Source organism: Bradyrhizobium iriomotense (assembly GCF_030160715.1).
GTDB lineage: Bacteria > Pseudomonadota > Alphaproteobacteria > Rhizobiales > Xanthobacteraceae > Bradyrhizobium > Bradyrhizobium iriomotense.
Window position 1 is genome coordinate 45,372 of record NZ_BSOW01000002.1, and the last position, 22,783, is coordinate 68,154.

Annotated in this window: 22 protein-coding genes; 12 read left to right on the top strand and 10 right to left on the bottom strand. The window is 63.3% G+C overall.

What is annotated here, in order from left to right:
- Positions 1-10: 10 nt before the first annotated feature.
- Genes QQL28_RS02500 through QQL28_RS02520 form a run of 5 tightly spaced genes read right to left on the bottom strand, consistent with a single transcriptional unit; the run spans position 11 to position 4,361 of the window.
- Positions 11-706, bottom strand: coding sequence for an AprI/Inh family metalloprotease inhibitor (locus tag QQL28_RS02500; RefSeq protein ID WP_284260649.1), 696 nt, complete (start codon positions 704-706; stop codon positions 11-13).
- Positions 703-1,695 carry a 2-hydroxyacid dehydrogenase gene (locus tag QQL28_RS02505; RefSeq protein ID WP_284260651.1) on the bottom strand — a complete coding sequence of 331 codons (993 nt, stop codon included), beginning with the start codon at positions 1,693-1,695 and terminating at the stop codon, positions 703-705. The genes QQL28_RS02500 and QQL28_RS02505 overlap by 4 nt, the downstream gene beginning before the upstream one ends.
- The gene (locus QQL28_RS02510) at positions 1,695-2,516 is read right to left on the bottom strand and encodes an ABC transporter permease (protein WP_284260654.1); all 822 of its coding nucleotides are present in this window, start codon (positions 2,514-2,516) and stop codon (positions 1,695-1,697) included. The genes QQL28_RS02505 and QQL28_RS02510 overlap by 1 nt, the downstream gene beginning before the upstream one ends.
- Complete coding sequence (locus QQL28_RS02515) at positions 2,513-3,328, bottom strand: ABC transporter ATP-binding protein (RefSeq protein WP_284260655.1); 816 nt, start codon at positions 3,326-3,328, stop codon at positions 2,513-2,515. The genes QQL28_RS02510 and QQL28_RS02515 overlap by 4 nt, the downstream gene beginning before the upstream one ends.
- Before the next feature lie 10 nt (positions 3,329-3,338).
- Positions 3,339-4,361, bottom strand: a complete 1,023-nt coding sequence (locus QQL28_RS02520; RefSeq protein ID WP_284260657.1) for an ABC transporter substrate-binding protein — start codon at positions 4,359-4,361, stop codon at positions 3,339-3,341.
- 123 nt (positions 4,362-4,484) lie between these two features.
- On the opposite strand from QQL28_RS02520, the gene QQL28_RS02525 reads away from it, so the two are divergent.
- The 7 genes from QQL28_RS02525 to QQL28_RS02555 all read left to right on the top strand — a co-directional run bounded on the left by QQL28_RS02525 (position 4,485) and on the right by QQL28_RS02555 (position 12,536).
- Complete coding sequence (locus QQL28_RS02525) at positions 4,485-5,291, top strand: creatininase family protein (protein WP_284260660.1); 807 nt, start codon at positions 4,485-4,487, stop codon at positions 5,289-5,291.
- Positions 5,292-5,430: 139 nt separating this feature from the next.
- Positions 5,431-5,694 carry a hypothetical protein gene (locus QQL28_RS02530; protein ID WP_284260662.1) on the top strand — a complete coding sequence of 88 codons (264 nt, stop codon included), beginning with the start codon at positions 5,431-5,433 and terminating at the stop codon, positions 5,692-5,694.
- 394 nt (positions 5,695-6,088) lie between these two features.
- Positions 6,089-8,053 (top strand): carbohydrate porin, encoded by a 1,965-nt coding sequence (locus QQL28_RS02535; protein ID WP_284260665.1) that lies wholly within the window; start codon positions 6,089-6,091, stop codon positions 8,051-8,053.
- A 349-nt stretch (positions 8,054-8,402) separates the two neighbouring features.
- The gene (locus tag QQL28_RS02540) at positions 8,403-9,944 is read left to right on the top strand and encodes a TadE/TadG family type IV pilus assembly protein (protein WP_348522475.1); all 1,542 of its coding nucleotides are present in this window, start codon (positions 8,403-8,405) and stop codon (positions 9,942-9,944) included.
- Positions 9,945-9,955: 11 nt separating this feature from the next.
- A complete protein-coding gene (locus tag QQL28_RS02545; protein ID WP_284260668.1) occupies positions 9,956-10,516 on the top strand; it encodes a TadE/TadG family type IV pilus assembly protein in 561 nt (186 codons plus the stop codon).
- A 17-nt stretch (positions 10,517-10,533) separates the two neighbouring features.
- Complete coding sequence (locus QQL28_RS02550) at positions 10,534-11,073, top strand: TadE/TadG family type IV pilus assembly protein (protein ID WP_284260671.1); 540 nt, start codon at positions 10,534-10,536, stop codon at positions 11,071-11,073.
- 164 nt (positions 11,074-11,237) lie between these two features.
- Positions 11,238-12,536 carry a hemolysin family protein gene (locus tag QQL28_RS02555; protein WP_284260674.1) on the top strand — a complete coding sequence of 433 codons (1,299 nt, stop codon included), beginning with the start codon at positions 11,238-11,240 and terminating at the stop codon, positions 12,534-12,536.
- A 29-nt stretch (positions 12,537-12,565) separates the two neighbouring features.
- Here QQL28_RS02555 and QQL28_RS02560 read toward each other — a convergent pair whose 3' ends face one another.
- The 3 genes from QQL28_RS02560 to QQL28_RS02570 all read right to left on the bottom strand — a co-directional run bounded on the left by QQL28_RS02560 (position 12,566) and on the right by QQL28_RS02570 (position 15,664).
- Positions 12,566-14,191 (bottom strand): FMN-binding glutamate synthase family protein, encoded by a 1,626-nt coding sequence (locus QQL28_RS02560; RefSeq protein ID WP_284260677.1) that lies wholly within the window; start codon positions 14,189-14,191, stop codon positions 12,566-12,568.
- Between the two features lie 382 nt (positions 14,192-14,573).
- A complete protein-coding gene (locus QQL28_RS02565) occupies positions 14,574-15,347 on the bottom strand; it encodes a ferredoxin--NADP reductase (protein WP_284260679.1) in 774 nt (257 codons plus the stop codon).
- Between the two features lie 158 nt (positions 15,348-15,505).
- Positions 15,506-15,664, bottom strand: a complete 159-nt coding sequence (locus QQL28_RS02570) for a hypothetical protein (protein ID WP_284260681.1) — start codon at positions 15,662-15,664, stop codon at positions 15,506-15,508.
- Between the two features lie 49 nt (positions 15,665-15,713).
- On the opposite strand from QQL28_RS02570, the gene QQL28_RS02575 reads away from it, so the two are divergent.
- Positions 15,714-16,640: an ATP-grasp domain-containing protein gene (locus QQL28_RS02575; RefSeq protein ID WP_284260683.1), complete on the top strand. Its 927-nt coding sequence runs from the start codon at positions 15,714-15,716 to the stop codon at positions 16,638-16,640.
- A gap of 111 nt (positions 16,641-16,751) precedes the next feature.
- Here QQL28_RS02575 and QQL28_RS02580 read toward each other — a convergent pair whose 3' ends face one another.
- Together QQL28_RS02580 and QQL28_RS02585 are read right to left on the bottom strand one after the other, a co-directional pair.
- Entirely contained in the window at positions 16,752-17,666 is a 915-nt protein-coding gene (locus tag QQL28_RS02580) for an amino acid ABC transporter substrate-binding protein (RefSeq protein WP_284260685.1), read from the bottom strand.
- Positions 17,667-17,678: 12 nt separating this feature from the next.
- Positions 17,679-18,974 (bottom strand): dicarboxylate/amino acid:cation symporter, encoded by a 1,296-nt coding sequence (locus QQL28_RS02585; protein WP_284260687.1) that lies wholly within the window; start codon positions 18,972-18,974, stop codon positions 17,679-17,681.
- Positions 18,975-19,186: 212 nt separating this feature from the next.
- On the opposite strand from QQL28_RS02585, the gene QQL28_RS02590 reads away from it, so the two are divergent.
- The 4 genes from QQL28_RS02590 (at position 19,187) to QQL28_RS02605 (ending at position 22,777) form a co-directional block, all read left to right on the top strand.
- A complete protein-coding gene (locus QQL28_RS02590) occupies positions 19,187-20,188 on the top strand; it encodes an NADP-dependent oxidoreductase (protein ID WP_284260689.1) in 1,002 nt (333 codons plus the stop codon).
- 169 nt (positions 20,189-20,357) lie between these two features.
- Positions 20,358-21,170 carry a cysteine rich repeat-containing protein gene (locus QQL28_RS02595; protein WP_284260691.1) on the top strand — a complete coding sequence of 271 codons (813 nt, stop codon included), beginning with the start codon at positions 20,358-20,360 and terminating at the stop codon, positions 21,168-21,170.
- 145 nt (positions 21,171-21,315) lie between these two features.
- Positions 21,316-21,531, top strand: coding sequence for a hypothetical protein (locus tag QQL28_RS02600; RefSeq protein WP_284260693.1), 216 nt, complete (start codon positions 21,316-21,318; stop codon positions 21,529-21,531).
- A gap of 97 nt (positions 21,532-21,628) precedes the next feature.
- Positions 21,629-22,777 carry an FAD-dependent monooxygenase gene (locus tag QQL28_RS02605; protein ID WP_284260695.1) on the top strand — a complete coding sequence of 383 codons (1,149 nt, stop codon included), beginning with the start codon at positions 21,629-21,631 and terminating at the stop codon, positions 22,775-22,777.
- The last annotated feature ends 6 nt before the right edge of the window (positions 22,778-22,783 follow it).

The window sequence follows — 22,783 nt, forward strand, 5'->3', positions numbered from 1 at the left end:
GACGCCGGATCTATTGCCGCAGCATGATGAGGGGATCGGCGGTGTCGGGCACGCGCCGCCATTGCGCGTTGTCGTCGGCCTCGAACTGCCAGGCTTCGCCGGCCTTCGACATCAGGATGATCTGGCCGCGCTCGAGCCGCCATTGCGTCGGGTTGAACTGCGTGATCGCCGCGTCGCATTTCGACTTGAGGAAGACCTGGAAATTGTCGGGGCCGGCTTCGGTGTTGGTCAGCACGAGCGTGCAGACCGGCTCGCCGTTGCCGCGCACCATGGCCCAGTCGCCGATCATCTGGTCCATCGACTTGGCCATCGAGCGGGCGGCGGCGAGATTTTGCAGGATGTAGACGCCCTCACCCTGCCGCAAGCCCTCGAAGATGCCGGCCTCGACCTCGGTGAAGTCGATCACGGATTCGCCGGTCGCATCCTGGAGCCGCACGATGTCGAGGCCCTTGACGCTCCAGGCCGTGATGTCCTTGGTGAAGGGCAGTGCGGTCTTGCAGGCCGGCTCCAGCTCGAGCTTGGAGGCATGGCCAGCCGCGTCGCCCTTCAGCGTCACCACGCAGGTCTTGCTGCGCTCGGTGGTGGACAGCTCCCACTGCCCGACCATGTCCTTCTTCAGGGTCGTCGCATCCTGCGCCTGCGCAGGCGCCGTCACGGCGACGAGCGCCGCGACGATTGTCCACGCACCGACCCGAAGATGTGTCATCCGCGACTCTTCACCGGGGTTTCCGCGACCGGCGTGATCGGAGGCTTGCCGGCAAACCAGGTCTTGAGATTGTCGACCACGAGCTGGTCCATCGCGTTCCGCGTTACCACGGATGCCGAACCGATATGTGGCAGCAAGACGACATTTTGCATGGTCTTGAGCTCGTCCGGCACGTTCGGCTCGGCTGCGAACACGTCGAGACCGGCGGCGAGGATGGTGCCGGATTTCAGCGCCTGGATCAGCGCAGGCTCGTCGACGACGGAGCCGCGCGCCACGTTGACCAGCACACCGCGGGGACCGAGCGCCTTCAAGACCTCCGCATTGATCATCTTGTTGGTGCTGGCGCCGCCGGGGACGATCACCATCAGTGTATCGACCGCCTTCGCCATCTCGATCAGGTCGGGATAGTGCTTGTAGGACACGTCCTTGGACGGATTGCGCGAATGGTAGACCACCGGCACCAGCGAGGCATCGAGCCGGCGCGCGATCGCCTGGCCGATCCGACCCATGCCGACGATGCCGACCTTGCGGTCGCGCAGCGAGCCGACGCTCAGGGGATAGTTCTGGGTCTGCCACAGGCCGGAGCGCACATAGCGATCGGCCTTGATGAACTCGCGCAGCGTGGCGAGCAGAAGACCCATCGCGACGTCGGCGACCTCCTCGGTCAGCACGTCAGGCGTATTGGTGACGACGATATTGTGCTCACTCGCATACTTGGCATCGACGTGGTCGTAGCCGACGCCGAAGCTCGCCACGATCTCGAGCTTCGGGAAGTGCGATAATGAATCCTTGTCGGCCCGCACCGTGTGATAAGTCACGGCCACGCCGCGGATTTTTTCGCGGACGGCGGGCGTCAGGCGCTCGAGGTCGGCCCGCGTCTCCGCCTTGTGCACGACGAAATGGTCGGAGAAGCCATTTTCGAGAATCGGCCGCACCGGCCCATAGATCAGAAGATCGATCTTCTCGGACGAAATCGGAGCGGCCGTCATCAGTTTTCCTTTCCAAGGGCGCTTTCATGCCAGCGCCGTAAAACGAGGTGCGAAATTAGCGCCAGCACCCCATAGATGACAATCCCGGCAAGCGACAGCAAAAGCAGCGCTGCGAACATGCGAGGTATGTTGAGACGATAGCCGGATTCGGCGATCCGGTAGGCAAGACCCGATCCGGCCCCGGCCGTTCCCGCCGCGATCTCGGCGACCACGGCGCCGATCAGCGACAGGCCGCCGGCAATGCGCAGGCCGCCGAAGATGTAGGGCAAGGCCGCCGGCAATTTCAGCAAACGCAGGGTTTGCAGCTTCGAGGCGCCATAGAGCTGGAACAGGCCGGCGAGGTTGCGGTCGACCGAATTCAGCCCGAGCGTGGTGTTGGACAGCACCGGGAAGAACGCGACGATGAAGGCGCAGACCACGACGGCGGTTTCCTGGTCGAGATAGATCAGGAGCAGCGGCGCGATCGCGATCACCGGCGTCACCTGCAGGATGACCGCATACGGGAACAGCGAATATTCCACCCATTTCGACTGGTTGAACAGCAGCGCCAGCGCGATGCCGCCGAGGCTGGCTGCGATAAAACCCTCGAGCGTGGTGAGCAAGGTGGTGGCCAGCGATTGCGACAGCACCGCCCAGTCCTTGATCAGCGTCAGCAACACGGCTGAGGGCGCCGGCAGCACATAAGGCGGGATCTGCTTGATGCGGACCACGAATTCCCAGGCGATGAGGCCTGCCGCAAAGACGACGACCGGAAACGCGAAGCGCGCGACGCGCCAAGCGCCATTCTCGGGCTTTGCCGGAGCGACGGGCTCTGCGCTCATAGCACCGACTGCCCGGAATAGGACGGCGCGAGCGCGCTCGACACCTTGCGGCAATAATCGGCATAGCCGGCGGAGGTGCGAAACTCTTCCCCGCGCGGCTCGACGGTCTCGATACGGATGTCGGCGCCGATCCTGCCCGGCCGCGCCGTCATCACCACGACGCGCTGGGAGAGATAGACGGATTCGAACACCGAATGGGTGACGAAGATGACGGTCTTGCGCAGGCGCCGCCATAGCGCGAGCAGGTCGTTGTTGAGACGAAAGCGCGTGATCTCGTCGAGCGCCGCAAACGGCTCGTCCATCAAGAGGATGTCGGGATCGGTGACGAGCGCACGCGCCAGCGAGACCCGCATCTTCATGCCACCGGAGAGCTCGCGCGGAAAGGCGCCGGCAAAATCGGCAAGGCCCACGCTGGCAAGCGCCTCATCCACGCGCGCGTTCGCCTCGGCCTTGCCGGCGCCTGCAAGCTTCAGCGGCAGCCGCACGTTCTCGCGCACGCTGGTCCAGGGCATCAGCGTCGGCTCCTGGAACACGAAGCCGATGGCATGCCCCGGCCGCGTCACACCCTCATGGCGCGAGACCCGCACAGTTCCCGTGCTCGGCGCGCTCAAGCCCGCAATCAACCGCAGCACCGTCGACTTGCCGCAACCGGACGGCCCGAGCAGCGAGATGAACTCGCCCTTGCGCACGGCAAGGTCGAACGGCCCGAGCGCCATCACACCGTTGTCATAGGCTTTCGTCACGCCGCGCAGACTGACGGCCAGCGCCGTCAGCCCGACATCGCCCCCGGACGAAGCTCTGACGTCCGCCATCGGCTCGCTTTTACGGCTTGCCCGGACGCAGCTCGACGCCGACGCCTTTGTTGACGAAGCGCAGCGTATAGGACTTGCGATAGTCGATGTCGGAGCGCACCACGCCGGCCTTGACCATCTTGTCGAAGAAGGAGGTGTAGCGCTCGTCGCTCATGGCGCCGATGCCGTTCTTCAACGATTCGCCGGAATCGACGATGCCGTACTCCTTCATCTTGGCGACCGAATAGGCGAGCAGATCGTCGCTCATTTCCGGGTTGAGCTTCTTGATCATGGCGTTGCCGGCGGAATTGTCGCGATAGATGTAGTTGTACCAGCCGACGATCGAGGCATCGACGAAGCGCTGCACGAGGTCGGGCTTCTTCTCGACGATCTCGCGGCGGGTCTCGATCAGCGTGGAATAGGTGTTGAAGCCGGAATCGGCGAGCAGCAGCACGTTGGGCTTGAAGCCCGCGGCCTTCTCCACCGCAAAGGGTTCCGACGTCACATAGCCCTGCATCGCGCTCTTGGGGTTGGCGATGAAGGGCTGCGGGTTGAAATTGTAGGGCCGGACGTTCTTCTCGCTGAAGCCGTATTCGGACTTCAGCCACTGGAAATAGCTGGTCATGCCCTCCTTGGAGACGAACAGCGTCAGGGGCTTCAGATCCTCGATCTTGCCGACCTTGGCATCCGGCTGCGTCAGCATCACCTGCGGATCCTTCTGGAAGATCGCGGCGATCGTCACGACGGGCACGTTGTTGGTGACGGCGTCGAACGACATCAGCGTATTGGCGGCCATGAAGAAATCGATCTTGCCCGCGATCAGCAGCATCCGGTTGTTCTCGTTGGGCCCGCCCGGCACGATGGTGACGTCGAGCCCGTAGCGCTTGTAGGTGCCGTCGGCGACCGCCTGGAAGAAGCCGCCATGCTCGGCCTCGGCGACCCAGTTGGTGCCGAAGGAGACCTTGTCCAGGGTCTCGGCCCGCGCCGGCAGGACCGACACGCATGCGGCGATCAAGCCTGCCGTTAACGCTCGCCGCAGATGAAGGGGACGCATGATTGGACTCCGTCGATCGTTCTGGACCATGATAAACCACAAGAATTTCGGGGACGCGGCCGGCCGGCCCGCGTCCCCTCGAGACCTGCAAACTACGTTACAAATTCGCGCAAAGAAACCACGATGAGACCATCCCGCGACTGGACCGACATCCGCTGGAGCGAGATTGACCCCGCGGAACCGGCGCGCTGGATCGCGGTCTTGCCACTGGCGGCGACCGAGCAGCATGGGCCGCACCTGCCGCTCGAGACGGATGTGCTGATCGCCGAGGCGTATCTTGCGCGGGTGCGCGAGCTCGCGCCCGAAAACCTTCCTGTTACGTTTCTGGGGGTTGAGCGGATCGGAATCTCCACCGAGCATATCGACTATCCGGGCACGCAGACGCTGCCGACCGAGGCGGCGCTGAAGAGATGGACCGCGATCGGCGAGGAGGTCGCACGCGCGGGCCTGCGAAAGCTCGTCATCGTCACCAGCCATGGCGGCAACAGCGCGGCGATGATGCTGGTGGCGCAGGATCTGCGCGCGCATCAAAAGCTGCTCGTGGTGACGACGTCGTGGTCACGTCTCTCCGGCGCGGAGCATTTGTTTCCCGCCGACGAAGTGCGCCATGGCATCCATGGCGGAGCAGTCGAAACCTCGATCATGCTGGCGCGCTATCCGTCAGAGGTGCGCAAGGATGCGATCGCGGATTTTGCTTCGAGCAGCATCGCGATGGAGCAGCAATATCGCTGGCTGTCGACGCAGCGGCCCGCACCATTCGCCTGGCAGGCGCAGGACCTGCATCCGAGCGGCGCCGTCGGCAACGCGACACTTGCCTCTGCCGAGAAAGGCGAGCAGCTCGTCGACCGGGGGGCGCGGGCCTTCTGCGAGCTGCTGGCCGAGGTCGATAACTTCGACGTGAACAGGCTCGCGTCAGGCCCCCTTTCTTAGCTCATATCTCATTGAGATTCCTGGATTATCGGTCGGACGTGGAGACCAACTTTTCGCGCTTCGAACCCGAACGCACAAGCCTCCGTCCAACTGGGCACGCGGGCCACAACGGACCGCCTCACCCCGGATGGAGTTGAACATGTCGATCAAGACCAAGATTGCCGCTGCTGCTCTCGCGGCCCTGACCATCACCGCAAGCGTTGCGTCCACCACCTCGAGCGCCGAGGCCAAGCCGCTCGGCTGGGGCTGGGGCGTCGGCGCCGGCATCGCCACCGCCGCCATCGTCGGCACGGCGATCGCCGCCAGCAACGATCCCTATTACTACGGCTATCACCGCTGCGGCTGGGTCGCCCAGTATGACGCCTTCGGCCACTACCTCGGCCGCGTCCGCACTTGCTACTGATCTTACGTAATTGAGGCCAAATCCCTGAGTGGATCCTGCGTCCGACACGGGCGCCTCATCCACCCCGTGTCGTGCCCCCGACCCCGTCCGGTTGTCCCCCCGGACGGGGTCATCTTTTTCGCGCTGGGCGATGTTGCAGTCCCGTCACACAAGGATGCGAACCATCGCCTGCGACATTCTGCGCTTGTTGCTATTGAGAATTATTCGCAATAAGGTTCGCAACAAGCGCAGGGACTTGGGAAGAAATCACGTCCATTCGGGATCATCTGATCCGATCGGCTGGATGACCCAGACCTGATGACAGGATGGCCGCGAATCGGCAGGGATATCGCGGCGGGGCAATTCGCGTTTGGGGGCGTGCGTTTTGACGTTGAGAGTTCACCGACATCGTCTTTTGCAGACGGCCGCCGCGATCACCTGCGGCATGCTGGCGCTCCCCGCTGCCAGTCGCGCGGCCGATCTGCCACTGAAGGCGCCGGCGCTGCAAGCTGTCTATGACTGGACCGGTCTCTACATCGGCGCCCATGTCGGTTTCACGCGCGGCACGTCGTCTGCGACGTTGACCGACCCGACGATCGCAACCGACAACAACGTCTTCGACGGCATGACCGGCGGCGTGCAGGCCGGCTACAACTACCGGCTCAATTCGGGCCTGCTCCTCGGCGTCGAAGGCGACATTTCTTTTCCGAACTATCTGCCGTCCAACCACGTCGTGTCGGCGACGGCGACCGCACTGTCGAGCGCGGAAGAGCGCTGGGACTATGTCGCGAGCTTGCGCGCACGTCTCGGCTACACCACCGGCGCCTGGCTGTTCTATGCGACCGGCGGTCTTGCCTTTGCGGGTGAGCGCTTCCTTTCGACGCCCACCAACGACGTCGAGGACCGACGGTTGCACACCCGTCTCGGCTGGGCTGCGGGTGCCGGCGTCGAATATGCCTTTGCCCCGCACTGGACCGCGCGCCTTGAATATCTCTATCGCAAGTTCGACGACGCCAATGTCAGCTTCCCGTCGGGGGTGAACTACGCCTCGGCAATGGACCTCCACACCATCCGCATCGGCCTCAATCGCAAGATCGATTGGCCGGGCATGCCGAGCTACAATCCGAAATCAGGCATCACCGACACCGAATCCGATCGCTGGGAAATTCATGGCCAGTCGACCTTCTTGGCGCAGGGCTACCCGGCCTTTCATGCGCCCTATAGCGGGCCCAACAGCCTGACCCCGGCGCCGCAATATCAGGAGACCTGGAGCAACTCGCTCTATCTCAACGCACGTCTCTGGGACGGCGGCGAGGTCTACTACAATCCCGAGCTGCTGCAGGGCTTCGGCTTCAACAACACGACGGGCGCCGCGGGCTTTCCCAATGGCGAGGCGCAGAAATCCGGCTTCCCCTACCCGCACTACAACACCTCGCGCCTGTTCCTGCGCCAGACCTTCGGCTTCGGCGGGGAGCAGGAAGAGCTCAGTAGCGGCCAGCTTCAGCTCGCCGGCAAGGCCGACGTCTCGCGCCTGACCGTGCAGGTCGGCAAATTCTCCGTCGTCGACGTGTTCGACGGCAATTCCTACGCGCACGACCCGCGCAAGGATTTCATGAACTGGTCGATCTGGGCCTCGGGCGCCTTCGATTATGCCGCCGACAAGCTCGGCCTCGGCTATGGCGCCACCGCCGAATTGAACCAGAAGCAATGGGCGCTGCGCGGCGGCTATTTCCTGATGGATGCCGAGTCGAACTCGAACAATTTCGACATGAACATCCCGCGGCGGGGCGAATATGTCGTGGAGCTGGAGACGCGCTATTCGCTGTTCGGCCAGCCCGGCAAGCTGCGCACTCTCGGCTTCGTCAACAGCACCTTCTCCGGCAGCTATCGCGAGACGCTGGACGATCCGGCGCTCAATCTCGACATCGCCCAGACCCGCCGTGGCCGCATCAAATATGGCTACGCCCTCAATCTCGAGCAGGCCATCACCGACGACATCGGCCTGTTCGGCCGCTGGAGCTGGAATGATGGCCATAACGAGATCATGGCGTTTACCGACATCGACCGCAGCCTGTCGTTCGGCACCTCGATCAAGGGCACGAAATGGGGCCGGGCCGACGACGTCGTCGGCATCGCCGGCGCCATCAACGGCCTCTCGCAGGATCACCGCGACTTCATCGCCGCTGGCGGGCTTGGTCCACTGATCGGCGACGGCCAGCTCAACTACCGCAAGGAGCGCGTGCTGGAGACCTACTATGCGCTGGCGCTGAACAAGGCGCTGACCTTCACCGCCGACTACCAGCTCATCGTAAACCCCGCCTACAACGCCGACCGCGGGCCGGTGTCGGTGTTTTCAGGACGACTGCACGGCGAGTTCTGACGCGTCATCGGGAAAGCTCGACGTAGAGTCGCTGTTCGTCGGGCAGCGCGGAAACAGGTAGTAGCTGAGTAGCTGTCGGAAAGCGTTGCGGTCCCGGCGCCGTCCGGCAAGGCAACTCGCTTCAATTTTCCTGGCTGCGTTTAGCCTTCGTTAATGATGCCGCTCGATCCGGCAATGGCGGATTTTTCGCGGCCCGTGTTCGCCCGATCCGCGTAAGCTTTACTTAACAGGCCATCTTCAAAGTTCCGCTCTGCCGAGAGGTCGGCAGAGGTCGCCCGGTCGCGTTCCCCGGTCCTCGATCCTTGATAAGCCAGAGAGATTGCCTCTGCCGGGACCCACGGCGATTAGGATGAAGATCATGCTCCGCGCTTGGTTGTATCGTTTTGCCAGAGATCGCAAGGCCAACGTCGCCGTGATCTTTGCGCTTGTGATGGTTCCGACCGTCTTTCTGCTGGGCATGGCGCTGGACTACACTCATACGCAGCACATGAAGGTGGACCTCGACGCCGCCACCGACGCTGCCGCCGTCGCCACCGTCACCTCGGCGATGATGCAGCAGAGCCCGACGGCGGCCCAGACCGCAGCGAAGAACGTCTTCAACATCACCGCGACTTCCCTGGTAAACAACAACAACCTGGCGGGGCAACCAACTCTCACGGTCGCGGTCAATTGCAGCAGCCCCAACTCTACAACAGGCTACTGTACCTACGGCTCCTGCCCTAACTCGGACACCGTCTATTCTGACCCTGTCAATTCAAACAACCAGGTCGTTCGCAACGTCCAGGTTTGCTACAACGCGACTGCGACCAATGCCTTTCCGAGCCTGCTCAAGCAGGCGAGCTGGCCGTTCAATGGTCAGTCAATGGCACGCAACCAGGGCGCACCCAACATCAATTTCTATCTCTTGCTGGACGACTCGCCTTCCATGGCGATCGGCGCAACATCGACCGACATCAACACGCTGATCGCCAACACGCAAAAGCAGGTCGATTCAAACGGGACCAAAGGGTGCGGGTTCGCATGCCACGAAACCAATCCTGCCGCGGACAATCTGGGCAATACAGGCGGGATTGATAACTACCAGCTTGCTCGCAATCTCGGCCTCACGTTACGCATTGATCGTGTAACGCAGGCAGTCCAAGCCCTGATGAATACCGCCTACCAGATATCGAACATCAATCGAAACACCTATGGGGTCGCGATCTATACGTTCGATTATCAGTTGAACAGCAGCACGCCGATCTTCGCGCCTAGCGGAAAGCCTGGGGTGGTGCAAACCCCCGTGACGCCGGCATCGACGACCAGCTACACGGTATCGTTCATCCAGAATGCAGCCAACAGCATTGCGGTCCTGCCAGTCTACAAAAACAACTACCTGACATCGACGAACAATAACAGCGACGCCGACACCAGCATCGCGGGCGCATTGAACGCTCTCAACAACATCATGCCGGCGCCGGGGAACGGCACCAACGTCGGTACCGATACGCCCCAGGAAGTGGTCTTCCTCGTGACCGATGGCGTTGAAGACGTGATGACTACGACCGACTCGTACACAAAGACCTGCAACAAGACGCTCAGTGGTAAGCGCTGCCAGCAGCCGCTCGACCCCGCGATCTGCACCACCATCAAGAACAAGAAGATCCGCATCGCGGTGCTTTACACCGAATACGACGACTCGGCGCTCCATAAAAGCAACGCCTGGTACGACAAGTGGATCTACCCCTTCAACGGCACGTCCACCGGCGCGACCAGCGAGATCGAGACAAACCTGAAAGCCTGCGCCTCATCGGCCGATTTGTACACCAAGGTGTCGACCAACGGCGACATCACGAGCGCACTCCAGGCTCTGTTCCTCAAGGTCGCGTCCAACCCCCGCCTGACCCAGTAGAGTAAGCAGTCATGACCGCCACGCACCCCGCACCCATAACCAAACGCCGCCGCTGGCGCGCGTTCTTTGCGGACCGGAAGGGCGCAACCGCGGTCGAGTTCGCATTGATCGGCGCACCGTTCATCGCTTTGCTGCTCGCGATCATCCAGACCTTCCTTGTTTTCTTCGCCCAGCAACTCCTGGAACAGGTGGTGAACCAAGCCAGCCGGGCGATCCTGACGGGGCAGGCGCAGGCCCAGAGCATGACCAAGGCCCAGTTTGCCAATGCGGTCTGCTCCAACGTTGTGATCCTATTCGACTGCCAAGGCCTGATGATCGACGTCCAGGTTGCCAGCGCATGGAGTTCGGCGAACACAGGCATGCCAACCCTGACCTACGACGCCCAAGGAAACGTGTCGAACACCTGGCAATACAGCCCCGGCAATCAGGGCGACATCGTTGTCGTGCGGGTGATGTATCTGTGGCCGGTTTACTTGGGTCCACTCGGCTTCAATCTGGCGAACCAATCGAATGGCAGCCGCCTGATCATGGCGTCCACGGCTTTCATGAACGAGGCCTTTGTCAACTCATGAGCCGGAGGCTTCACCGCATGCGGAACTTATGGGTCGACACTCGCGCCGTCGCCGCGGTGGAATTCGCCATTGTGGTGCCGTTCATGCTGCTGCTCTATGTGGGCGGCGTCGAACTCGGGAACGCGATGGCGATCGGTGTCAAGGTCAGCGAAACCGCCCACACGGTCGCGGACCTGGTGTCACGAAACGCTTGCGTCACCGACTCATCGCTGAGCACCATGCTTGGCGCGTCGGCGGCGACGATCGCTCCTTATACCTCCTCTCCCTATTCCTCGACGAGTCTCACGGTAATCGTGTCGGAAGTGTCCACGGACGCCAAGGGCAATGCGACCGTGACCTGGAGCAAGGCGCTCAACGGGACTCCGCTGAGCGGCTCGGTAACCTTGCCAGCGTCCCTCGGCACTCCCTCGCCCGCCAACGTGTCGTTGATACTTGGCCAGGTCACGTACCAATACACGCCCAACCTTGGCTATACGATCAGCGGGACCATCCCGATCAGCGAGAGTTATTACCTGTATCCGCGCGTTTCCTCCACCGTGCAGTATCCGTGCAGCTAAGAGAGCGCCAGCCGCGGCGGTCGACACAAACACGCGCCAGCATTGCCGCCTGACCCGGACCGTGCGGCAATTTGATCGGAACCGGGCGAACCGCGCAGTGATTGCCTATATTGGGGTACGGCCCGGCGTTCGCCTGGCCGCGTTTCAACCCATTGCCGCCAAATATGCTCTCGCTCGAACTCGTCATCGTCGTCCTGCTGATCGTCATTAACGGCCTGTTGTCCATGTCGGAGCTGGCCGTCGTCTCCTCGCGCCCGGCCCGGCTCTCGATGCTGGCGGCCAGGGGGGTGCGCGGCGCCGAGCGCGCACTGGCGCTGGCGTCCGATCCCGGAAAGTTTCTCTCGACGGTGCAGATCGGCATCACGCTGGTCGGCGTGCTGTCAGGCGCGTTCTCGGGCGCAACGCTCGGGCAGCGGCTGGCGCAATGGCTGCTCGGGCTTGGCCTCTCGTCAGGGGCCGCCGACATCGTCGGCGTCGGCATCGTGGTGACGCTCATCACCTACGCGACGCTGATCGTCGGCGAACTCGTGCCCAAGCAGGTGGCGCTGCGCGACCCCGAAAGCATCGCGGTCAAGGTCGCGCCGGTGATGGACTGGCTCGCGAAGATCTCGCTGCCGCTGGTGGTGCTGCTGGATCTCTCCGGCAAGCTGATCCTGACGCTGCTCGGCCGCAGCGGCAAGGCGGAGGAGAAGGTTTCGGAGGACGAGATCCATCACCTCGTCAGCGAGGCCGAGAGCGCGGGCGTGCTGGAGCCTGGCGAGAAGGAGATGATCGCGGGCGTGATGCGGCTCGGCGACCGTCCGGTCGGCGCCGTCATGACGCCGCGCACGGAGGTCGACGAGATCGATCTCAGCGACGCGCCGGAGACGATCCGCGAGGTCATGTCGAAAAGCCCGCATTCGCGCTTTCCCGTGTCCGATGGCGACCGCAACAAGCCGATCGGCGTGCTCCAGGCCAAGGATCTGCTCGTCGCCTATATGAACGAGCGCACGCCCGATCTGCGCGCGCTGGTGCGCGACGCGCCGGTGATTCCGGCCTCCGCCGATGCACGCGACGTGCTGGCAATCCTGAAGGCGGCGCCGGTGCATATCGGCCTCGTCTACGACGAATACGGCGCCTTCGAAGGCGTGGTCACCGCGGCCGACATTCTGGAATCCATCGTCGGCGCGTTCCATTCCGAGGAAGGCCCACCGGAGCCGGCCTACGTCGCGCGCGCCGACGGCTCGCTGCTGGTCTCGGGCTGGATGCCCGTCGACGAATTCGGCGAGCTGCTCGGCTTCGAGCTGCCGCCGCATCACCGCTACAACACCGTCGCCGGCCTCGTGCTGCAACATTTCAACGTGCTGCCGAACGTCGGCGATGCCTTCGACCTCGGCGGCTGGCATCTCGAGGTCGTCGATCTCGACGGCCGAAGGATCGACAAAATTCTGGCAAGCCGGAGGAGCGAGCAGGCCGCAGCGTGAGCTGCGTCTCCGCGCGAGCCCGGGCCCCCTCACATCGCCGGCTGGAACGAATCCGCCCGCGCCATCCGCCAGGCATCGCGGAAGCGCGGATCCTCGGTGCCTTCGAGCAGCTCGCCCGGGCGCAGCGCCGGATAGAGCTGTGCGAAGGATTTGACTTCGGTGGTCGAGGTGCGCTGGGTGAAGTGAATGGGACGCAGCTCCTGCGGATGCTCGAGGCCGGCCGCGGCGATCAGCTCGGACAGCGAATGCAGTGTCGCGTGGTGATAGTTGTGCACGCGGTCGATCTTGAGCGGCACGTAGAGCGCGCGGGCGCGCGTCGGGTCCTGCGTCGCGACACCGGTCGGGCAGCGGTCGGTGTGGCAGCTCAAGGACTGGATGCAGCCGAGCGAGAACATGAATCCGCGCGCCGAATTGCACCAGTCGGCACCGATCGCCATGGCGCGCGCCATGTCGAAGGCGGTCGCGACCTTGCCCGACGCGCCGATCCTGATGCGGTCGCGCGCGTTGATGCCGACCAGCGCATTGTGCACGAAGTTGACGCCCTCGCGCATCGGCATGCCCAGATGATCCATGAACTCGAGCGGCGCAGCGCCGGTGCCGCCTTCATTGCCGTCGACGACGATGAAGTCCGGGTAGATGCCGGTCTGAAGCATCGCCTTGCAGATCGCCAGGAACTCCCAGGTGTGGCCGATGCACAGCTTGAAGCCGGCCGGCTTGCCGCCGGAGAGTTTTCGCATCTCGGCGATGAATTGCATCATGCCGATCGGGGTGGAGAAAGCGCGGTGCGAGGCCGGCGAGATGCAGTCCTCGCCCATCTTGACGCCGCGGATCTTCGAAATCTCTTCGGAGACCTTGGCCGCCGGCAGCACGCCGCCATGGCCGGGCTTGGCGCCCTGGCTGATCTTGAGCTCGACCATCTTGATCTGGTCTTCGGTCGCGACGCGCGCGAACGCATCCGGATCGAACGTGCCGTCGAGATGGCGGCAGCCGAAATAGCCCGAGCCGATCTCCCAGATGATGTCGCCGCCCATCTCGCGGTGGTAGGGGCTGACGCCGCCCTCGCCGGTGTCATGGGCGAAGCCGCCTCTCTTGGCGCCGGCGTTCAGCGCCCGCACCGCGTTCGGACTGAGCGCGCCAAAGCTCATCGCCGAGACGTTGAACACGGAGGCCAAATAGGGCTTCGTGCAATCCGGCCCGCCGATGGTGACGCGAAACTTCTCCTCGACCCGTGCCTTCGGCGAGACCGAGTGATGCATCCACTCATAACCCTCGCGATAGACGTCCTCCTGCGTGCCGAAGGGGCGCTTGTCGAGCTGCATCTTGGCGCGCTGATAGACCACCGCGCGGGTGTCGCGCGAGAACGGCATGCCGTCCTTCTCGCTCTCGAAGAAATACTGCCGCATCTCCGGGCGGATCTCTTCGAGCAGGAAGCGCATATGCGCCGAGATCGGGTAGTTGCGCAGGACCGCGTGGCCCTTTTGCAGGAGATCGCGGACGCCAAGCAGCGTGAGGGCGCCGAAGATCAGGATCGGGATCAGCAGGATGTCGAAGATCTTGCGGTCGGCAATGCCGAAGCCGATCAGGAGCGCGGTGACGACCGCGCAGATCGTGAGCACGATGAAGCGTGGCGAGAACGGAATCAGCAGGGTTTCCATGAAACCCTCTTCGAGGGGCCCACGGGTCGATTTCGGCGGTTTACTATTTTCGTCGGCCACGATCCCATCCTCTCATCGGAATGACGGGGTATGATACGCCCGCGCCCCTCTTACGGATATGACGCGGCTTGCGTTTCAGGCCAGCGAATTCGCTCGACGCAGATCGATCCGCCGGGAGGCGGGCTGCTGCGGTGCAATAGACTGGCGCGGAATGAGACAGCGGTGATGGCCTGGAGAGGCAAGGCGCTGGTTTTGACCGCCTAGTGCGGCCCGCGGCGCCACCACAAACTCAGGTGTCGTCCCGGACAAGCGAGCGTAGCGAGCGCCGATCCGGGACGACGATAGTGGGATGTGGCGCGGGATCGCGCCAACCGCGCGGAGATCAGCGCTCCACGAAGGCCTTTTCGATGACAAAATGGCCGGGCTCGCTGCCGGAGCCCTCGGTGAAGCCACGGCCTTCGAACATGCCGCGGAGCTCTTCGAGCATCGCAGGGCTGCCGCACATCATGATGCGGTCGGTTGCGATGTCGAGCGGAGCCTGGCCGATGTCGTTGAAGAGCTGCTCGGAGTTGATGAGGTCGGTGATGCGGCCGCGGTTCTTGAACGGCTCGCGGGTCACGGTCGGATAATAGACGAGCTTCTCGGAGAGCATCGGCCCGAACAACTCGTCATCGCGCAAGTTGGCGACGAGCTGCTCGCCATAGGCGAGCTCGGAGACCTGGCGGCAGCCGTGAACCAGCACGATGGTCTCGAACCGGTCATAGACGTCGGGGTCCTTGATCAGGCTCGCAAACGGCGCAAGGCCGGTGCCGGTCGACAGCAGGAGAAGCCGCTTGCCGGGAATGAGGTTGTCGGCCACGAGCGTGCCGGTCGCCTTGCGGCCGACCAGGATGGTATCGCCTTCCTTGATCCTCTGGAGGCGCGAGGTGAGAGGGCCGTCCTGAACCTTGATCGAGAAGAACTCGAGCTCTTCCTCGTGATTGGCGCTCGCCATGCTGTAGGCGCGCAGCAACGGGCGGCCGTCCACTTCGAGGCCGATCATCGCGAACTGGCCGTTCTGGAACCGGAAGCCGGTGTCGCGGGTGGCGCGGAAGCTGAACAGGGTATCGGTCCAGTGCTGGACGGAAAGGACCTTCTCTCGATAAAACGCGCTCATGTGTTTCGATATTCCGAATTAATACGGTTTTGAACCAAAGCGTTGCCCGGCCCCTTCAACGTGGGGCGAACACCACTGTCATGGCGGATGATTTCGCGGGTGTGATGTACGCCATTGAGGTCAATAATCAACCTCGTTTGCGCAGCAATTGATGCCGATCAAACCGGCGTTTCCCGTTGATTTGTCAGGAAAATTAACGATTTTCTCTTTTCAGGCCGCATTGCAGCAATTTCTTTGCCCGAACGGCCTGCCGCGCAGCACTTAATTTCCATTTCGCTCGCGAGAAATTCATTAAGAATAGCTCTGCTTTTCGCCATGGCAGACCACCGATTCCGGCATGAAGCGACCTTTTGGCGGGATAAGCATATGCCAAGCAATGAACGGATATTCGTCCAGGCGATACGGAGCTACTGCGCGCGGCATGGCATCGTCATCGACGTGCGCGCGGCCGGCTGGCTGATCGTAATGGACCGGGGCGAAACCCGTCGTTTCGCCTTCGGCTACGACATCGGCCTCAACAGCGCGATGGCGCATCGCCTCGCCAACGACAAATCGGCCGCATCAGAAGTGCTCGCGCTCGCTGGCGTGCCCTGTATTGCCCATCACCTCTTCCTCAATCCGAAGCTCGGTGAGCACGTCGCCGGACCGCACTGGTGGGAGGCGATGGTTCGGCTGCTGATACAGAACCCGCAAGGGCTCGTGGTGAAGCCCAACGAGGGCACGGCCGGCCGCTCCGTGATCAAGGTGACCAGCAGCGCCGAGCTCGAACGCGCCGTGAGCGAGATTTTCGCGATGAGCCTTGGCCTCGTGATCGCGCCCTATGTCGAGATCGAGGACGAGATCCGGGTCATTCTCCTCGATGAGACGCCGATGGTGGTCTACGGCAAGGAGCGTCCGTCGGTCACCGGCGACGGCGTGCAGACGCTGCGCGAGCTGGCGCGTGCGATGCCGAAGGTGAAGCTCGACGAACTCGACGCGCGCGAACTGGACGTGGTCGTGCCGAAGGGCGAGCGGCGTGTCCTCACCTGGCGCCACAATCTCGATGCCGGCGCAAAGCCCGTCCTGATCGCGGCCGGCGAGGTCCGCGCCGCCTGCACCAAGCTCGCCATCGACGCCGCCAGCGCCATCGGCGTGACCTTCGCATCCATCGACCTCGTCCGCGTCGATGGTGCGTGGAAAGTGCTGGAGATCAATTCCGGCGTGATGATGGAGGCACTGGGAAAGCTCTATCCGGATCTCGTGCAGACGATCTACGACGCGGCGCTGGGTCGGGTGTTTGGCGGGGAACGCTGAACGCGATGTCGATTGAACATACACCGCAGCGAACTCGCGGCACCCTCTCCCACAAGGGGAGAAGGGACCGCAGCGGACATCACGACCCGATTAATCCAGGGCAAACAACCGCTAGTTATTCGCGCCGGGCGAATCGTCCATCGCCTTGAAGGCTTCCTCGAGTTGCAGCGAGATCGGCACGTTGAGCCGTTCGCCGGTCGGCAGCCGCGACACGAACCATTTGTTGTAGAGCGGGACGAGATCGTGGCCGGAGCCGAGCTTGCGGAAGGTGCGGTCGACGACCGCCGAGAGTTGCGGCTCGCCCTTGCGGAACATGATGCCGTAGGGGTCGTAGGACAAATAGTCGCCGGTGACGCGGAACTTGTCCTGCGCCTTGTGGCGCACGATCAGGCCATAGAGCAGGATATCATCGGTCGCGAACGCATCGGCCTTGCCGTCGGCGAGCATCTGGAACGACTGCTCGTGATCGGGCGAGGCGATAATGTTGAGGCCGAGCGAGAACTTCTTGTCGACCGCATGCATCGCCTGCTCGTTGGTGGTGCCCTTGGTCACCACCACCGTCTTGCCCTTGAGGTCGGTGACACCGGACACGGTGGACGCCTTCGGCACCATCAGCTTGGTGCCGGCAACGAACATCAATGGCGAGAACGCGACGCGTTTGGCGCGCTCGGCATTGGCCGTGGTCGAGCCGCATTCCAGATCGATCTTGTTCTGAAGCACGGCGTCGATACGGTCATCCGAGGTGACCTTGACGTAGTCGATCCGCAGGTTGGGATCGTCGACCTCGATGCCGATCTCCTCGACGATGGCCTCGCACAGCTCGAGGCTGTAGCCGATCGGCCGGTTCGCCTGATCGAGGAAGGAGAACGGCGGCGAGCTTTCGCGATAGCCGAGCCGCACGACATGCGCGCTCTTGATCGCTGATAGCGTCGGGCTCAGCCCTTCGCTTCCCGTTTGTGCGGAAGCACCCGTTGCTAGCGCGCACGCCAGCAACAGGCCGCAAGATATCGCCGATGTCAGGCGCATGACGCGCTCCCGTCAGTGGCCGGCCATCGCGGGCACTTCGCCCGGCACCATGTCCGGCGGCACGACATCGCCCGGTCCGAGCGCATGCTCGGGGCCGAGCTCGCCTTCCCACTTCGCGACGACCGAGGTCGCCAGCGTATTGCCGATCACGTTGGTCGCGCTGCGCCCCATGTCGAGGAAGGTGTCGATGCCCATGATCATCAACAGGCCGGCTTCCGGAATGTTGAACTGCGCAAGCGTCGAGGCGATCACGACGAGGGAGGCGCGCGGCACGCCGGCGACGCCCTTGGAGGTGATCATCAGGGTTGCGAGCATCGCGAGCTGGGTGCCGAGCGGCATGTCGATGTGGTAGGTCTGCGCGATGAAGATGCTCGCGAAGGTGCAGTACATCATCGTGCCGTCGAGATTGAAGGAATAGCCGAGCGGCAGCACGAAGCTCGAGATCCGCGACGAGGCGCCGAAGCGGTTGAGGCCCTCCAGCGTCTTCGGATACGCCGCTTCCGAGCTCGCGGTGGAGAACGCGATCATCAGCGGCTCGCGGATCAGCTTCAACAGATGGCTGTATCTCGGCCCGATCACGACAAAGCCGACGATCACCAGGATGCCCCACAGGATCAGCAGCGAGAGATAGAAGCCGCCCATGAAGACGATGAGCTTCCACAGCACCAGGAGGCCGTTTTTGGCAACGGTTGCGGTGATCGCGGCCCAGACGGCGAGCGGCGCGAACAGCATCACATAGCTCGTCACCTTGAGCATGATGTGGCCGAGATCGTCGATCAGCCCGAGAATCGGCTTCGAGCGCTCGGGCATCGCGCCCATCGCCACCGAGAAGAACACGGCGAAGATCACGATCTGCAAGATCTCGTTCTGCGCCATCGCATCCGCGATCGAGGTCGGGATCAGATGGGTGAGGAACTTCTCGATCGAGAAGGCGGAGACCGGCAGGCCCGTTGACTGCGCCTTGTCCGGCAGCGTGCCGGGGAAGTTGGCGCCGGGCTGGAGCAGGTTGACCATCACGAGGCCGAGCAGCAGCGACACGAAGGATGCGCTGATGAACCAGCCCATGGTCTTGGCGAAGATGCGCCCGAGCTTGGCGCCCGAGCCCATATGGGCAATGCCCCCGACGAGGGTCGCGAACACCAGGGGCGCGATGATCATCTTGATCAGGCGCAGGAACATCATGGCGATCAGGTTGATGGACGAGGCCCAGTCGGCGCGAGTATCGGGCAGGAAGTTGTAGATCGCCGACCCTACGATGATGCCCAGCACCATCGCGGCCAAAATGTATTGCGTAAACCTGTTCGACATCGCTTACCCCCACGTACACCGGCGCTTCACAGTGTCGCAGATTTTGACAGCGACGCAACACGCTTGGCGCGCGCTCGCGTTGGCCGGATGTTCCCGTTGTGCAAAAGGGTGGAGCGATCTAGCTTTCACGCAGCGCACAACGGATGCGGCTTGCATGTTTTCTGCCCGGCATCTGCATCAATAAAAGTCAAACAATTAGGGAGGGGATGACCATGAGCGGGACCGTCAATCGCCAGATTCTTCTGGTAGAGAAGCCGAGCGGAAAGCTTGGACCGGAACACTTCAGGATGGTCGAAGGCGCCGTGCCCGAGCCGAAGGACGGCGAGGCGCTGTTGCGGGTGCGCTACATCTCGCTCGATGCTGCCAACCGCGCCTGGATGCATGGCGCGACCTATCGCTCGGCGGTCGAGGCCAACAGCGTGATGGCCGGCGGCGCCATTGCCGAGGTCGTCAGCTCGAAGGCGCCGGGGATCGCAGCCGGCGATGTCGTGTTCGGCGATACCGGCTGGCAGGATTACGCCGCGGTGCCCGCAAAGCATCTCACGAAAATGCCGAAGCTCGAGCCGCAGACGCATCTGCTCAGCGTGTTCGGCATCGCCGGCCTCACCGCCTATTTCGGACTGCTGGAGATCGGCAAGCCCAAGGAAGGCGAGACGGTCGTCGTCTCGGCAGCCGCGGGCTCGGTCGGATCGATCGTCGGGCAGATCGCCAAGATCAGGGGATGTCGCGTGATCGGCATCGCCGGCGGCGCGGACAAATGCCACTGGCTCACTTCGGAACTCGGCTTCGATGCCGCGGTCGATTACAAGGACGGCGCGGTGTTCAAGGCGCTGCGCGCGGCTGCACCGAAAGGCATCGACGTCTATTTCGACAATGTCGGCGGCGACATTCTGGAAGCCTGCCTGCCGCAAATGAACAATTACGGCCGGATCGCCTGCTGCGGTGCGATCTCGCAATATGATGGCGCGCCGTCCGCACATGGCCCGCGCGGCGTGCCCGGCCTGATCGTGGTGAAGCGGCTCGTGATGCAGGGCTTCATCGTGATGGACTACATGAACCAGAGCCAGCGTGCGCTCGCAGACCTGCAAGCCTGGGTCAAGGCGGGACAGTTGAAGGTGCAGGAGGACATCATCAACGGCCTCGAGAACACGCCGCGGGCGCTGATCGGATTGCTTGCGGGCGAGAACCGCGGCAAGCGCATGGTCAGGCTCTGACGATGTTGTCCCGCCACATTCGGCGGGCATAATCTACTTGCGGTAGAAGCCAAAGCGGCCAATGATGCCGCGCGCGAGACGACCCTCGCGCCGATTGCGACCACATGACTTTTTCGAGGCTCCGATTTTCAAGGCATGAGTTTCACCGACAGGGCAGGAACTGACGCAAATGTTCAACAGCTCAGGAATTCTCGCAACGCGTAACGCGTTGCTGGCGGCGGCTCTCTTCGCAACTGCAACACCGATCTTCGCACAGGCGCCGACCGACGCGCAGAAGAGTGCGATCCGGTCCGCATGCCGGGCCGACTATCAGGCGCATTGCGCGAGCGTGACCCCGGGCGGCGCCGAAGCGCTGCAATGCCTGAACAAGAACATGTCGAGCCTGTCGGCTGCGTGCCAGAGCGCAGTGCGCGCGATCGAACCGGCGGCCGCGCCAAAGACCGAAGCCGCGCCGGCCGCACCGAAAACTGAAACGGCGCCTGCCGCCGAACCCGCCAAGCCGGCCGCCACGACCGAAGCACCCAAAGCCGAGACGCCCAAAGCCGCCGCGGCCAAGCAGCCGGGCAGCGCACAGGTCTCCGCGATCAAGAGCGCCTGCCGCTCCGACTATCCAAAAGTCTGCGCCGGCGTGCCGCCCGGCGGCGCGCCCGCGCTCGAATGCCTGGAGAAGAACAAGGCGAGAGTCTCGTCCGCCTGCGCGAAAGCCGTGAGCGCCGCGACCGGCGGTGGCGGAGCTTCAGCCGCCGCAGGGGCGGCTCCGGCGGCGGCTGCACCTGCGGCGGCGCCGGCGGTCATCGTCTTGCGACCGTTGCGGCCGCGCGAAGAGCTGCTCATTGTGCGCTCGGCCTGCGGCGGCGACGTACGCACTCTGTGCGCCGGCGTGGCGCCGGGCGGCGGCCGCATCGCGCAATGCCTCGCGACCAATGCCGCCGCGCTGTCACCCGCCTGCAAGGACGTGCTGGCACCCTTCGCCGCGCGATAAGATCGCGGTAAGATGGAGCCATGCTGCGCCCTAGTGCGGCGCAGCAGTTTCCAGCGGCGTGCGTCGGGCTCGTCCATGCCGGCAATGATGCCGTAGAACTTTGCTGACGTTTCGATTTTGATCACGACAAGACCGGGAGGAGACCATGCGTTCATTCCTGCTTTTCGCGTCCGCGATCCTCGCCTTCGCCGCGACGATGGTGGTCGAAGCGTCCGACGCCAATGCCGTGGTGCGCGCGCGCGGCGTCTATCGCGCCGGTTGCGCCGGACCGAACGCCGCGGTGGTGGTCAGGAAGCCGGTACCGGCCGTGAGGTGCTCCACCGTGCTGGTAAACGGAGCCTGGGTAAAGCGCTGCGTCTGAGGACTCGGCCTTGCCAATAACTCCTCTGGAGCCACTGGCCGGAGCCGAATAGTCTAGCCCGATATCGTAAGCATACTGCCAATCAGGGAGGAGAACGTTGCAGATCGCCGTGATTGGCGGGGGGCCTGGCGGGCTCTATTTCGCCTATCTCTGGAAGAAGCGCCATCCCGAGGACCAGGTCGACCTGTTCGAACAGAACCCGGCCGACGCGACTTGGGGCTTTGGCGTCGTGTTCTCCGACGAGGCGCTGGAATTCCTGCGTGCCGACGATCCTGAGACGGCCGACGCGATCACGCCGCACATGGAGAGCTGGGAGAATATCACGCTGAATCTCGGCGGGGACAGTGTCGCCATCGACGGCGTCGGCTTCTCCTCGATCGGACGGCTCGACCTGCTGAAATTCCTCCAGCAGCGTGCGCTCGATGCCGGCGTCACGCCGCGCTTCGACACGCAGATCCATACCATCGATCAGCTGAACGGCCATGATCTGATCGTCGCCGCCGACGGGTTGAACTCTCTGGTGCGCCGCTCGTTCGAGGGCGATTTCGGCACCTCGCTGTCCTACTCCTCCAACAAGTTCGTCTGGTACGGCACCTCGAAACGCTTCGACACGCTGTCGCAGACTTTCGTGAAGACCGACCGCGGCGCCTTCAACGCCCATCACTACCGCTACTCGCCGGCCATGAGCACCTTCCTGGTCGAGTGCGACCACGCGACCTGGCAGGCCTATGGCTTCGCTTACAAGGACGTCGAGCAGTCCAAGGGCGTCTGCGAGGAAGTGTTTGCGGACACGCTCGGCGGCCATTGCCTGGTCTCGAACAAATCGGTCTGGCGCAATTTCCCCTGGGTCTGGAACGAGCACTGGTCGTTCAAGAACATGGTGCTGATCGGGGATGCCTTGCACTCGGCGCATTTCTCGATCGGCTCGGGCACGCGGCTCGCGATCGAGGATGCGATCGCGCTGGTGAAGGCGCTGGAATCCGACGCGCATCTTGCGACCGCGCTGCAACGCTATCAGGCCGAGCGCAAGCCGGTCGTGCAGAAGCTCGTCGATGCCGCGCGCACCTCGGCCGGCTGGTACGAGCATTTTGCCGAGCATATGAAGCTCGACCTGATGGACTTTGCCTACAGCTACATCACCCGCTCGGGGCGGATCGACGATGCGCGCCTGCGCCATATGTCGCCGGCCTTCATGGCGCAGTATGAGGCCGCAAAGAACGGCGGAGATCCTCGGGACGACGGTTGAATACGA